The sequence below is a fragment of the Intrasporangium sp. genome (assembly GCF_035688975.1).
Lineage (GTDB): Bacteria > Actinomycetota > Actinomycetes > Actinomycetales > Dermatophilaceae > CALMNV01.
The window spans coordinates 1-13,792 of record NZ_DASSMH010000068.1 but is presented as its reverse complement, the minus strand read 5'-3'; the positions used below and the strand labels follow the sequence as shown (position 1 = coordinate 13,792).

At 72.0% G+C, this 13,792-nt stretch carries 10 protein-coding genes; 8 read left to right on the top strand and 2 right to left on the bottom strand.

Going from position 1 to position 13,792, the window contains the following annotated elements; translation table 11 throughout:
• Positions 1-260: 260 nt before the first annotated feature.
• The gene (gene valS / locus VFJ94_RS07175; RefSeq protein WP_325003515.1) at positions 261-2,879 is read right to left on the bottom strand and encodes a valine--tRNA ligase; all 2,619 of its coding nucleotides are present in this window, start codon (positions 2,877-2,879) and stop codon (positions 261-263) included.
• A gap of 228 nt (positions 2,880-3,107) precedes the next feature.
• Here valS and VFJ94_RS07170 point away from each other — a divergent pair, with 228 nt between their 5' ends.
• From VFJ94_RS07170 to VFJ94_RS07135, 8 genes are all read left to right on the top strand, one after another.
• A complete protein-coding gene (locus tag VFJ94_RS07170; RefSeq protein WP_325003514.1) occupies positions 3,108-3,890 on the top strand; it encodes a lysophospholipid acyltransferase family protein in 783 nt (260 codons plus the stop codon).
• Positions 3,891-3,913: 23 nt separating this feature from the next.
• Positions 3,914-4,669 carry a TIGR03936 family radical SAM-associated protein gene (locus tag VFJ94_RS07165; protein WP_325003513.1) on the top strand — a complete coding sequence of 252 codons (756 nt, stop codon included), beginning with the start codon at positions 3,914-3,916 and terminating at the stop codon, positions 4,667-4,669.
• 155 nt (positions 4,670-4,824) lie between these two features.
• Positions 4,825-8,088 carry an Rne/Rng family ribonuclease gene (locus VFJ94_RS07160; protein WP_325003512.1) on the top strand — a complete coding sequence of 1,088 codons (3,264 nt, stop codon included), beginning with the start codon at positions 4,825-4,827 and terminating at the stop codon, positions 8,086-8,088.
• Positions 8,089-8,209: 121 nt separating this feature from the next.
• Positions 8,210-8,518: a 50S ribosomal protein L21 gene (gene rplU / locus VFJ94_RS07155; protein WP_325003511.1), complete on the top strand. Its 309-nt coding sequence runs from the start codon at positions 8,210-8,212 to the stop codon at positions 8,516-8,518.
• A gap of 33 nt (positions 8,519-8,551) precedes the next feature.
• Positions 8,552-8,821: a 50S ribosomal protein L27 gene (rpmA, locus tag VFJ94_RS07150; protein ID WP_325003510.1), complete on the top strand. Its 270-nt coding sequence runs from the start codon at positions 8,552-8,554 to the stop codon at positions 8,819-8,821.
• 120 nt (positions 8,822-8,941) lie between these two features.
• Positions 8,942-10,477: a GTPase ObgE gene (gene obgE / locus VFJ94_RS07145; protein ID WP_325003509.1), complete on the top strand. Its 1,536-nt coding sequence runs from the start codon at positions 8,942-8,944 to the stop codon at positions 10,475-10,477.
• An 82-nt stretch (positions 10,478-10,559) separates the two neighbouring features.
• Positions 10,560-10,892, top strand: coding sequence for a DUF485 domain-containing protein (locus tag VFJ94_RS07140; RefSeq protein ID WP_325003508.1), 333 nt, complete (start codon positions 10,560-10,562; stop codon positions 10,890-10,892).
• The gene (locus VFJ94_RS07135; protein WP_325003507.1) at positions 10,889-12,535 is read left to right on the top strand and encodes a cation acetate symporter; all 1,647 of its coding nucleotides are present in this window, start codon (positions 10,889-10,891) and stop codon (positions 12,533-12,535) included. The genes VFJ94_RS07140 and VFJ94_RS07135 overlap by 4 nt, the downstream gene beginning before the upstream one ends.
• Before the next feature lie 117 nt (positions 12,536-12,652).
• Here VFJ94_RS07135 and proB read toward each other — a convergent pair whose 3' ends face one another.
• Complete coding sequence (proB, locus tag VFJ94_RS07130; protein ID WP_325003506.1) at positions 12,653-13,765, bottom strand: glutamate 5-kinase; 1,113 nt, start codon at positions 13,763-13,765, stop codon at positions 12,653-12,655.
• Positions 13,766-13,792: the final 27 nt, after the last annotated feature.

The following is a 13,792-nucleotide window of genomic DNA, read 5'->3' as shown; positions in this document are numbered from 1 at the left end:
CGCGGGACGCCTTCGTCTCCCGACGCCTGGGGGTGGGGGGCTGCGACGTGCCGTGGGCTGCTGTCTGGGACCTCTCCCGGGCCTGAGCCGTGCGGATGTGGCCACTCGACTGTGGCGGTCAGTCGAGTGGCCAGTTTGGTGCGGGCTGAGCCGTGCGGAAGTGGCCACTCGACTTGGGTGGGGGCGCCAGCGGTCGGTCGAGTGGCCAGTTTGGTGCGGGCCGTCCGTGCCGAAGTGGCCACTCGACTGGGGGGAGGGGGTCAGGCGGGCTTCTTCTCCGCGGGCACGAGCTCGGCGTCGCGCACCTCGAGGATCTCGCCCACGGCATACGCCAGGTCGGTGATCCGGCCGCTCGCGCGCAGGTCGTCCTCGGCTGCCCGGACCGCCGCGAGGAGCGGCTCGGGCCCCGCAAGGGTCATGGACCGCACCTCGGCCCGCATGCCCACCTTGGCCTCGGACTTGACCTTGCGCACCCCGGCCAGCGCCTCGCCGACCGCGCCGAGGACGCGGGCGTCACCGCCGGTGGGCAGCTCGGACCGGCTGGGCCACTGCCGGCGGTGCACCGAACCGACCGCGAACCACGACCACACCTCCTCCGTGGCATAGGGCAGGAAGGGCGCGAGCAGGCGCAGCAGCGCGTCGAGGGCCAGCCGCAGCGCGGCCCGGGCGCTCGCGGCGGCAGCGTCGCCCCGGCCGCCGTAGGCGCGGTCCTTGACGAGCTCGAGGTAGTCGTCGCAGAAGGTCCAGAAGAACGTCTCGGTCACCTCGAGCGAGCGGGTGTAGTCCCACGACTCGAAGCCGGCCGTGGCCTTGTCCACGACGTCGGCGAGCGCCGCGAGCATGCTCTGGTCGAGCGGATGCGTCACCGCCGCGGCACCGTCGCCGTCGACCTCGCCGAAGGAGAGGGCGAACTTGCTCGCGTTGAGGACCTTGATCGCGAGGCGGCGGCCGACCTTCATTCGCCCCGGGTCGTAGGCCGCGTCGGTGCCGAGCCGCCCGGACGCGGCCCAGTAGCGCACGGCATCCGCGCTGTTCTCCCTGACGACGTCCTCGGGGGTGACGACGTTGCCCTTGGACTTGCTCATCTTCTTGCGCTCTGGGTCGAGGATCCAGCCGCTGATCGCCGCGTCAGACCACGGCACACAGCCATGCTCGTGGTGGGAACGCACGACGGTCGAGAAGAGCCAGGTCCGGATGATGTCGTGGGCCTGCGGCCGCATGTCCATCGGGAAGACCCGGTGGAAGAGGCCGTCAGGGTCGTGCTCGGTGGCCCGCCAGTCGCCGGCGATCTGGGGCGTCAGCGACGAGGTCGCCCACGTGTCCATGACGTCGGGGTCGCCGACGAAGCCGCCCGGCCGGCCCCGCTGTGACTCGTCGTAACCCTCCGGGGCCTGGGCCGCGGGGTCGACCGGCAGGGAGCCCTCCGCCGGCACGAGGACGCGGTCGTAGTCGACCTCCCCGTGCTCATCGAGCGCGTACCACACCGGGATCGGCACGCCGAAGAAGCGCTGCCGCGAGATGAGCCAGTCGCCGTTGAGCCCGGACACCCAGTTCTCGTAGCGGGCGCGCATGAAGGTGGGGTGGAACTCGATCTCGCGGCCGCGTCCGATGAGCGCTGCGTTGAGTTCGGCATCGCGGCCGCCGTTGCGGATGTACCACTGGCGGGAGGTGACGATCTCGAGCGGCTTCTCGCCCCGCTCGTAGAAGTTGGCCTTGCGCTGCGTCGGCGTCGGCTCGCCCTGGAGGTCGCCGGACGCGCGCAGCGCCGCGACGACCGCCTCGCGGGCGCTGTGGGCGGTGCGGCCGGCCAGCTCCACGGCATACAGCCGCTCCCCGGGCCCGCCCGCGATCCACTCCGGCGTCTCCTGAGCCACGCGCCCGGTGCGGCCCAGGATCGAGCGCGTCGGCAGCCGCAACTCGCGCCACCACATCACGTCGGTGAGGTCGCCGAACGTGCAGCACATGGCGATGCCGGCGCCCTTGTCCATCTCGGCGGCCGGGTGCGCGAGGACGGGGACCTCGACGCCGAACAGGGGCGAGGTGACGGTCGTGCCGAAGAGCGGCCGGTAGCGCTCGTCGTCGGGGTGGGCGATGAGCGCGACGACGGCCGGGATGAGCTCGGGGCGCGTCGTCTCGATGGGGATGACGCCGCCGGGCTGGTCCGTGCGGTGGAAGGCCACCCGGTGGTAGGCCCCGGGGTAGTCCCGCGCCTCGAGCTCGGCCTGCGCCACCGCGGTCTGGAAGGTGACGTCCCAGAGGCCTGGCGCCTCGGCCTGGTAGGCCTCGCCGCGGGCGAGGTTGCGCAGGAAGGCCTGCTGGGCGGTGGCCCGGGACCGGTCGTCGATGGTGCGGTAGGAGATCGACCAGTCGAGCGAGAAGCCCAGGCGACGGAAGAGGGACTCGAAGGCCTCCTCGTCCTTGACCGTGAGCTCGTCGCAGAGCTCGATGAAGTTCTGCCGGCTGATCGGCTTCTCGTCGGCGGCCCGCACGGCCTTGGTCGTGCCGCGGAACGGCGGCTCGAGGTCGGGCTGGTAGGGCAGGGTCGCGTCGCCGCGCACGCCGTAGTAGTTCTGCACCCGCTTCTCGGTCGGCAGGCCGTTGTCGTCCCAGCCGATCGGGTAGAAGACCTCGAACCCCCGCATCCGCTTGTAGCGCGCCATGCAGTCGGTGTGCGTGTAGGAGAAGACGTGCCCGACGTGGAGGGAGCCGCTCGCGGTGGGCGGCGGGGTGTCGATCGAGAAGACTCGCTCCCTCGGCGCGTCCCGGTCGAAGCGGTAGGTCGCCTGCTCGGCCCATACCTGCGCCCACTTGTCCTCGAGCCCGTCGAGCGAGGGGCGGTCGGGGATCTGTGGCGCGTGGGCGGCAGGGGCGTCATTCATGCGCGCAATCCTTCCACGGGTGCCGCGGTGCGCTCGACCGGCTTTCGACCGCCCACCCTCGCGCTCTCCCCCCAGTTGTCTGCGGGGTCAGGCACTGTCCTGGCGCTACCCACCCCCGCAGACAACTGGGGGGCTGGGTAGCGCCAGGACGCTATCCAGCCCCGCAGATATCTGGGTTGGAGGCCAGGGAGTGTGAGGCCGTGGCGGGCGCAGGGCAGAGTAGGCGCCATGGAGCCCGTCTACGACTCGGTCATCGCCCTGGCCCGTGGCCTGTTCGCCGCGCAGGGGCTGCGGTTCACCATCACCGGCGAGGAGAACGTCCCACGCAGCGGCGGCGCCGTCATGGTCGTCAACCACACGGGCTACCTGGACTTCACGTATGCCGGTCTCGCGGTCCTTCGCGCCAAGCGGGTGGTGCGGTTCCTGGCCAAGGAGAGCGTCTTCACCCATCCGGTGAGCGGGCCCCTCATGCGGGCGATGAGGCACATCCCCGTCGACCGCACCGCCGGCGCCGCGTCGTATGCCGCCGCCGTCGACGCCCTGAGAGCCGGCGAGATCGTCGGCGTGTTCCCGGAGGCGACGATCTCGCGGTCCTTCGAGCTCAAGGACTTCAAGTCGGGCGCCGCGCGGATGGCGGCGCAGGCCGGCGTGCCGATCCTGCCCGTGGTCATCTGGGGGTCGCAGCGGGTGTGGACGAAGGGGCACCCGAGGCGGCTCGGGCGGACCCGGGTGCCGATCCTCCTGTCGGTGGGGCAGCCGATCACGGTCGCCGCGGAGGAGGACCCGGTGGAGGTGACCTCGCGCTACAAGGCGGTCATGGCGGACCTGCTCGGCATGCTGCGCGCGGCATATGAGCCACTCACCGGAGCCGATCTCAAGTTCCTGCCGGCGAGCCTGGGTGGCACGGCACCCACGCTGGCCGAGGCCACGCGGATGGACGAGGCGGAGGCGGCCGAGCGGCGCCTCCGGGCCGACGAGCGCCGGTCGCGGGAGCACGGGACCCCGGCGTAGCGGCGGTCCCGTACCCTCGCCGCATGGCCCGTCAGCGCGTCCCCGAGGGTCCGAGTCCGGACCCCGCCGTCCAGAAGCTGCGCGTCCGCTACGCCAAGCGGGGCCGGCTGCGCTTCTCCTCGAGCCGCGACTTCCAGCGGGCGCTCGAGCGGGCGCTGCGCCGCGCGGACGTGCCGATGGCCTTCTCGGCCGGCTTCCATCCGCATCCCAAGATCTCCTATGCCAACGCGGCAGCCACGGGCACGGCCAGCGAGGCGGAGTACGTCGAGATCTCGGTGACCCGGCGGGTCGACCCGGAGGCGGTGCGGGTGGCCCTCGACGCGGCCCTCCCGGAGGGCCTCGACATCCTTGAGGTCGTCGAGGCCGGGGCGGGGGCGCTCGCCGACCGGCTGCAGGCGAGCGACTGGCGGCTGGAGTTCGGCGGCTTGGCGGTGCCGGTGCTCCGAGCGGCCGTCGACGTGCTCCTGACCCGGGAGCAGGCTCAGGTGACGCGGATGACGAAGTCGGGCCCGCGGACCTTCGACGTGCGGGCCCCCATCGTCGCGGCAGCCGTGTCGACTCACGGCGAAGGGCGGGACTGTGCGATACTTCGCTTGGTCGTTCGGCACACCACACCCGCCGTTCGCCCCGACGACATTCTGACCGCGCTGCGTGAGATCGCCGACCTGCGCCCGCCGCGTCCACCGCTGGTGACGCGAATGGCTCAGGGGCCGCTCAACACCGCAACCGTGAGGGTGGCCGACCCACTGGCTGCCGACGAGAAGGTCGACGGCACCTGAGCCGGTGCCGCGCAGAGCGCGAACCGGCCAGGTGTAGCGATACGACTTCCGTCCCGCCGCAGACGCGGCTCGACGAAAACAGCAACCGCGTTGGTGCGGTGGCGGTGGCCTCGGCCGGGTGTGGACCACACCGCACCCGACAGGAGGCTGCCGAGATGGCACCCAACGACACCACCACCGGCCCCGAGGGCGACGACACCGGCGGCTCGTTCCTTCCCGAACCGACCGAGCTGCCGACCGACGCCCAGACTGGCGCGCCGACAGACGCACCGCCAGAGGCGCCCACCGACGGGCGGACCGACGAGCTCACCGAGGCACCGTCAGAGGCGCCGACCGACGAGCTCACTGAGGCGCCGACCGACGAGCTCACCGCGGCACCGTCAGAGGAGCCGATGCCGGATGCCGGCGCCGAGCCGGTGGCAGAGGCCCCGGCCGAGAAGCCGGCGCCGCGCAAACGGGCACCGCGCAAGACGGCGAAGAACGCAGCCGCGATGGCGGAGGTGCCTCAGGCGGCGACCGACGCTGCCCCGTCAGCACCGGGCGAGGGTGAGCCGACGACCGGCGATGGCGCGGAGGCCGCCGTGGCGGCTCCCGTCAAGAAGGCCGCCCGCAAGCGCGCCACGCGCAAGGTGACCACGCCGGCCGAGCCCCCTGCCGCGCTCCTGCCGGACGAGCCGCTCGTGGACCAGCCCGTGCTCGACGCCCTGGATGCCGCCCTCGGGATGCCCCGTGCCGACGTCGCCGACGTCGCCGACGTCGCCGCCCCGCACGAGGCCGCTCCGGAGCGTGCCCCGCAGGAGGCTGGAGATCGCGGCGAGGCCGCTGAGCCGGACGAGACGCCGTCGACGCCGACCATGCCCACCTTCAGCGTCCTCTTCCAGCCGCCGGACCCGGGGGCTGCCACCGCCGCGCCGCCCCGGCGTCGTCGCTCCGCTTCCGCGCCGGCCGCCCAGCCGGTCACGTTCGAGGAGCGCGCGGACGAGACTGAGGGCGCCGGTATGCAGCGGCAGGTGTCCGAGGTCTCGGGCGTGTCCGAGGCCCCCGAGGTCCCTGGGATCGCCGAGGTCCCTGGGATCCCCGAGGCCTCCGAGGACGAGCTCATCGGCCGGCGTTCCCGTCGTCGCCGGGGCGGCAAGGGCCGTCGGCCCCGCGCCGCCACCGGCGGTGACGAGGTCGAGGCGGAGGAGTATGCCGGGGAACCCGACCGGGAGGCCGAGACCGGCGACGAGGAGCCGGAGACCGCAGGGGTCGCCCCGGACTCCGAGCAGGTCGAGGAGGAGGGCGGCCCGACCCGCCGCCGTCGCCGGCGCCGTCGGACCGGCTCTGCGGACGCCCTGGACGAGGGGGTGCCGACTGGGCGCGTGCGCGAGCTCCGTGCCCAGCCCGACGAGCCGACCGGCGTCCGCGGCTCGACCCGGCTCGAGGCCAAGAAGCAGCGTCGCCGCGAGGGCCGCGAGGCGGGCCGTCGCCGCACGGTCATCACCGAGGCGGAGTTCCTCGCCCGTCGCGAGAGCGTGGACCGCGTCATGGTCGTGCGCAACAAGGACGGCCGCACCCAGATGGGCGTGCTCGAGGACGGCGTCCTCGTGGAGCACTACATCGACCAGGCGAACTCCGTGTCCATGGCCGGCAACATCTACCTCGGGCGGGTGCAGAACGTCCTGCCCTCGATGGAGGCCGCCTTCGTCGACATCGGCAAGGGCCGCAACGCCGTGCTGTATGCCGGTGAGGTCAACTGGGACGCTGCGGGGCTCGAGGTGGGCCAGCCCAAGCGCATCGAGAACGCCCTCGAGTCCGGCCAGACCGTGCTCGTCCAGGTCACCAAGGACCCGATCGGCCACAAGGGCGCGCGTCTCACGTCGCAGATCTCGCTGCCCGGCCGCTACCTGGTCTACGTGCCCAACTCGTCGATGACGGGCATCTCTCGCAAGCTGCCCGACACCGAGCGGGCCCGCCTGAAGAAGATCCTGCGCGAGGTCGTGCCCGAGGATGCGGGCGTCATCGTGCGCACGGCCGCGGAGGGGGCGAGCGAGGAGGAGCTGCGCGCCGACGTCGAGCGCCTCACCCGCACCTGGGCGGACATCTCCGCCCGGGCCGAAGCGGCGTCCTCGCCCAAGGCCGGCAAGTCCAAGGGGCGCAAGAAGAACGGCAACCCCTCGGGGTCGAGCGGCACCGGCACCGCTCCGCTGCTCCTGCACGGCGAGCCGGACCTGACCGTCCGCGTGATCCGGGACGTCTTCAACGAGGACTTCAAGCAGCTGCTGGTCTCCGGTGAGCAGGCCTGGGAGGAGATCCACCCCTACATCACGTCGGTCGCACCTGACCTCGCCGACCGGGTCACGAAGTGGACCGGGCCGGTGGACCTGTTCACGCAGCACCGCGTCGACGAGCAGCTGGCCAAGGCCATGGACCGCAAGGTCTGGCTGCCCTCGGGAGGCTCCCTCGTCATCGACCGGACCGAGGCCATGACGGTCGTCGACGTCAACACCGGCAAGTTCATCGGCTCCGGCGGCAACCTCGAGGAGACGGTCACCAAGAACAACATCGAGGCGGCCGAGGAGATCGTGCGTCAGCTGCGGCTGCGCGACATCGGCGGCATCATCGTCATCGACTTCATCGACATGGTGCTCGAGTCCAACCGCGACCTCGTCGTGCGCCGGCTCCTCGAGTGCCTTGGCCGGGACCGCACCAAGCACCAGGTCGCCGAGGTGACGTCCCTGGGCCTGGTGCAGATGACCCGCAAGCGCGTCGGCGCCGGACTCATCGAGGTGTTCTCGCACACGTGCGAGCACTGCAACGGCCGCGGCTTCATCATCTCCAGCGAGCCGGTGGACAAGGGGCCCGAGCCCCTGGAGCCGCCGCAGGCGGCGGGACGTGGCCGTCGCGGACGCCGCGGCGAGCTCGCAGCGAGCACCGGCGACGGCTCGGGGAACGGCGCCTCGCCCGCCGAGCAGCCGCGACCCTCAGGCGGGCCGACCGCGGCCCAGATCGCGGCGGCCGCCCACGCCGCCGCCCTCAAGCGAGGCCACGCCGAGGAGGCGGCGCACGCGCCGGCTCGGCCCGAGGCGGCCCAGCCGGAGCAGACCCAGCCGGAGCCGGTCCACCCGGAGCCGGTCCACCCGGAGCCGGTCCACCCGGAGCAGGTCCACCCGGAGCCGGTCCACCCGGAGCCGGTCCACCCGGAGCCGGCCCAGCCCGGGCCGCCCCAGCCGGAGCCCGCCCAGCCCGTGCTCGACCAGCCGCAGACCGTCGTCCCCGCCGCGGGAGCGCGGCCCCGTCGCCGGCACGGCCGCGTGATCGCCCCTGCGGGGCCGCCGCGTGGCGCAGGCGGCGCGAGTGGCCCGACCGGCGGTGCGGGCGGCGCAGAGTCGGCGCCGGGCGGCGACCTCGACGGCATACAGACACCTGGCCAGGCCTGAGCCGGTTTGGTCCGACGCGGACCCAGCCGGTAGTCTGGCTCCTCGGTGCGCCCACCGGGGCCGTGTTGACGGGCCGGTGCCGAAAGTGGCACGCCACCCCTGACAAGAGAGTGAGTTTCCCGTGTACGCGATTGTTCGCGCTGGTGGTCGCCAGGAAAAGGTCTCCGTCGGCGACGTCCTGCTCATCGACAAGGTGACCGGTCAGCCGGGGGACAGCGTGGAGCTCACGCCGCTCCTGCTCGTCGACGGCACGACCGTGACGAGCGACACCGACCGGCTCGCCGCCGCCACCGTCACGGCCGAGGTCGTCAAGCCGGCCAAGGGTCCCAAGATCGTCATCCTGAAGTACAAGAACAAGACCGGGTACAAGAAGCGTCAGGGTCACCGTCAGCCGCTGACCCAGGTCAAGATCACGGCGATCAACGCCTGACCGCGCGACGGACACGAGAAGAAGGACACTGACATGGCACACAAGAAGGGTGCGTCCTCGACCCGCAACGGTCGCGACTCCAACGCACAGCGGCTCGGCGTCAAGCGCTTCGGTGGTCAGACCGTCAATGCCGGGGAGATCCTGGTTCGGCAGCGTGGCACCCACTTCCACCCGGGTGAGGGTGTGGGCCGCGGCGGGGACGACACGTTGTTCGCGCTCGTCGCCGGGGCGGTGCGGTTCGGCACCAAGCGGGGCCGCAAGACGGTCAACATCGAGCAGGCGGAGACCGTCGCCGCCGAGTGACGCTCCAGCACATCGCCGGAAGGGGCGGGCCAGGTCGGCCCGCCCCTTCCGCGTTTCCCCGGCCAGGCGGCATACCCGCGCGTATGCCGCCTCCCTCCCCCCGTCTGAGAGAGTGACCCCATGCCTGTGAACTTCGTCGACCGCGTCACGCTCCGCCTGAGCGCGGGCTCCGGCGGGCACGGCGTCGCGTCCGTCAAGCGGGAGAAGTTCAAGCCGCTCGGCGGTCCCGACGGCGGCAACGGCGGGCGCGGGGGCTCCGTCGTCCTCCGGGTCGACCCGCAGTCGACGACACTGCTCGACTACCACCGCAACCCGCACCGCAAGGCCCAGAACGGCGCGCCCGGCGCCGGGGACGAGCGCAACGGGGCCGACGGGGCCGACCTCGTCCTGCCCGTCCCCGAGGGCACCGTGGTCAAGGACTCCGACGGCCACGTGCTGGCCGACCTCGTCGGCATGGGGGCCGAGCACGTCATCGCGCGGGGCGGACGAGGCGGCCTCGGCAACAAGGCCCTCGCCTCCGCCCGGCGCAAGGCGCCTGGCTTCGCCCTCCTGGGCGAGCCCGGCGAGGAGCTCGACGTCGTGCTGGAGCTGAAGTCCCTCGCGGACGTGGCCCTCATCGGCTTCCCGAGCGCCGGCAAGTCCTCCCTCGTGTCGGTCCTGTCCGCGGCCCGGCCCAAGATCGCCGACTACCCCTTCACCACCCTCGTGCCCAACCTCGGCGTCGTCACCGCCGGGTCGAGCCGCTTCACCGTGGCGGACGTGCCGGGTCTCATTCCCGGCGCCCACGAGGGCAAGGGCCTGGGCCTCGAGTTCCTGCGCCACGTGGAGCGCTGCTCGGTCCTCGTCCACGTCGTCGACTGCGCGACGCTGGAGCCGGGCCGTGACCCGATGACCGACCTCGACGTCATCGAGCACGAGCTGGGCCTCTACGTGCCCGACGCCGAGCTCGGCGGCCGGCCGCTCGCCGAGCGCACCCGCCTCGTCGTGCTGAACAAGGCGGACGTGCCCGAGGCCCGCGAGCTCGCCGAGCTCGTCAAGCCGGATCTCGAGGCCCGCGGCCTCGAGGTGTTCATCGTCTCCGCGGTCGCCCACCAGGGGCTCGACCCGCTGGCCTACGCCCTGGCCCATCACGTCGAGGCGGCCCGGGCGGAGACCGAGCACGCGCCACCGCCGCGGGTCGTGCTGCGGCCTCGCAGCGTCGACGACACGGGCTTCACGGTGCGGCGCGAGCAGGGCCCTGACGGCGACTTCTTCCGGGTCGTCGGGGAGCGCCCGACCCGGTGGGTGCGCCAGACCGACTTCAGCAACGACGAGGCGGTCGGCTATCTCGCCGACCGGCTGGCCCGGCTCGGCGTCGAGGACGAGCTCTACAAGGCCGGCGCGGTCGCGGGCGACACCGTGGTCATCGGGGCCACCGACGACGCCGTCGTCTTCGACTGGGAACCCACGCTGCAGTCCGGCGCGGAGCTGCTCGGCGCGCGCGGCTCCGACCTGCGCCTCGGGGAGACCGCGCGTCCCACGCGGGACGAGAAGCGGGAGGCGCACACGGAGCGGTATGCCGCCCGCGCCGCGACCCAGCAGGAGCTCGAGGAGGAGCGCCGCTCCGGTCTGTGGCACCTGCGCGGCCATGAGACCGACGACACAGTTCTAGACTGAACGCATCCCACCGTTCAGGCGTCCGGCCGACCACAATGGGCGGGCCGGACACCTGGTCCGGTTACGCCAATGGAGGTGGCTGGTGAGCAACGTGGCTCCAGACCGAAGAGACGACCCCTACGTCGCCCTGCAGAACAGTCGTGACTTCGCGGAGCACCGTTCGAGGTTCCGCAAGTTCGTGTTCCCGATGACCGGATTCTTCCTGGCGTGGTACTTCCTCTACGTCCTGCTCTCGGTCTTCGCCAAGAGCTTCATGGGCACCCGGGTCGTGGGCAACATCACGTGGGGCCTCGTGCTCGGGCTCCTGCAGTTCGTCACGACGTTCGCGATCACCATGTACTACGCCCGCTGGGCCGACCGCGAGTTCGACTCCCGCAGCGAGGCCCTCGCGCGACGGATGGGAGGGGCGCTGTGAGCACAGGCATCGCGTCGCTCGCGCCGACCGCGACGACGGTCGGCAACCCGACCCTCAACATCGCCATCTTCGCCGTCTTCGTCCTGTTCACCCTCGGCATCGTCATCAAGGTCTCCAGGGGCAACCGCAGCGCGGCTGAGTACTACGCCGGTGGCCGCGCGTTCAGCGGCCGGCAGAACGGCATCGCCATCGCCGGTGACTACCTGTCGGCGGCGTCCTTCCTCGGCATCGCCGGCGCCATCGCGCTCAACGGCTACGACGGCTTCCTCTACTCCATCGGCTTCCTCGTCGCGTGGCTCGTCGCGCTGCTGCTCGTCGCCGAGCTGCTGCGCAACGTCGGGAAGTACACCATGGCCGACGTGCTCTCCTTCCGGCTCAGGCAGCGACCCGTGCGCATCGCGGCAGCGACCTCCACTCTCGCGGTGTCGTTCTTTTACCTGCTCGCGCAGATGGCCGGGGCGGGCGGCCTCGTCGCGCTCCTCCTCGGCATCGACAGCACCTTCGGCCAGCGCGTCGTCGTCGTCATCGTCGGCATCCTCATGCTCGTCTACGTCATCTACGGCGGGATGAAGGGCACGACGTGGGTCCAGATGATCAAGGCCGTCCTGCTCATCATCGGCGCCGGCGTCATGACGCTGTGGGTGCTCGGCAAGTTCGGCCTCAACCTCTCGACGCTGCTTGGCGACGCGGTCGCAGCCACGCCCAAGAACCCCGACGGCACGGCCCGTGACCTGCTCCAGCCCGGCCTGCAGTACAAGAACCCGGTCGACTTCATCTCCCTGTCGATGGCGCTTGTGCTCGGCACGGCCGGCCTGCCGCACGTGCTCATGCGGTTCTACACGGTGCCGACCTCGAAGGAGGCCCGCCGCTCGGTGGTCTGGGCCATCTGGCTCATCGGCCTGTTCTACCTCTTCACGCTCGTGCTGGGCTTCGGCGCAGCCGAGCTGGTGGGCGCCAAGACGATCAAGGCCGCTCCCGGCGGGGTCAACGCAGCCGCGCCACTCCTCGCCTACGAGCTCGGTGGCGAGGTGCTGCTCGGCATCATCTCCGGCGTCGCCTTCGCGACGATCCTCGCGGTCGTGGCCGGGCTGACGATCACGGCAAGCGCGTCGCTGTCGCACGACATCTACAACACCGTCGTCAAGGACGGGCAGGCCACCCCCGAGGAGGAGGTCAAGGTGGCCCGCATCGCCGCGCTCGTCCTGGGCGCCGTGGCGATCATCGGCGGGATCTTCGCGATGGGGCAGAACATCGCCTTCCTCGTCGCGCTGGCCTTCGCCGTGGCCGCGAGCGCGAACCTGCCGACGATCCTCTACTCGCTCTTCTGGAAGCGGTTCAACACCAGAGGCGCCCTGTGGAGCATGTACGGCGGCCTGATCAGCGCGCTCACGCTGATCATCTTCAGCCCCGTCGTGTCCGGGAAGCCGATCGACCCGGCGACCGGCAAGAGCCCGTCGATGATGCAGGGCGTGGACTTCCACGTGTTCCCCTTGGATAACCCCGGCATCATCTCGATCCCGCTCGGGTTCCTCCTCGGCTACATCGGGACGATCACGAGCAAGGAGTTCGACTCGGCGAAGTATGCCGAGATGGAGGTGCGCTCGCTGACCGGGCACGGCGCCGAGGGAGCAGTCCAGCACTGACGGCAGGCGCCCTTCCCGCCGTGCAGAAGTGGCCACTCGACCTCTCAACCCGTCGAGTGGCCACTCGACGTTGCCAACCCCGTCGAGTGGCCACTTTCGCGCGCCCGGGAGGCCCCCTCAGAGGACGACGAGGTCGTCGCGGTGGATGACCTCCCGCTCGTACTCGGGGCCGAGCTCGCGGGCGAGGTCGCGGGTGGACCGACCGAGCAGGGTCGGCAGCTCGGCGGCCGAGTAGTTGACGAGGCCGCGGGCGATGACGGCTCCATCCGGGGCGCACACGTCCACGGGGTCACCCTCGTGGAAGGCGCCCTCGACGGCGGTGATCCCGGCGGGCAGCAGCGACTTCTTCCGCTCGGTGAGGGCGGTCACCGCCCCGGCGTCGATGACCAGCCGACCGAGCGCCGTCGTGGCGTGCTCGAGCCACAGCCGGCGGGAGCGGCCGCGCACCCCGATGGGGAGGAACACCGTGCCGACGTCCTCGCCGGCGAGGACCTGGATGACGCGGTCCGCCGCGGTGACCGTCGTCACGACGCCGGCCGCGGTCGCGATCCGGGCCGCCTCGATCTTCGTCACCATCCCGCCGGTGCCGACCTTGGAGCCGCTGCCCGCGACGACGACGTCGGCGAGGTCCTCCGGTCCGCGCACGACCGGGATGCGGGTGCTCCCGGGGCGGTGGGGGGGCCCGTCGTAGAGCGCGTCCACGTCGGAGAGCAGGACGAGCGCATCGGCGTCGATGAGGTGCGCCACGAGCGCCGCGAGCCGGTCGTTGTCGCCGAATCGGATCTCGCTCGTCGCCACGGTGTCGTTCTCGTTGACGACGGGCAGCACGCCGAGGTCGAGGAGGCGCTCGAGCGTGCGCCGGGCGTTGGCGTAGTGAGTGCGCCGCGTGACGTCCTCGGCCGTGAGCAGCACCTGGCCGACGGTGACCTTGTGCGGTGCGAAGGCCTGCGTGTATGCCGCGAGCAGCGCGCCCTGCCCGACGCTGGCCGCCGCCTGCTGGGTGGCGAGGTCGCGGGGCCGTGAGCTGAGGCCCAGCGGGCCGAGACCCGCGGCGATGGCACCGGAGGAGACGAGGACGATCTGCGTGCCGTCGAGGTGCTTGTGCGCGAGCGCGTTCACCAGCGCCACGAGCCGCGCGAGGTCGATCCCACCGTCGGTGCCGGTCAGGGACGAGGACCCGACCTTGACGACGAGGCGCTTGGCCTGGCTGATCGCGGATCGGGGGGACACGGCGACAACTCTAGATCCCCGGTCCGG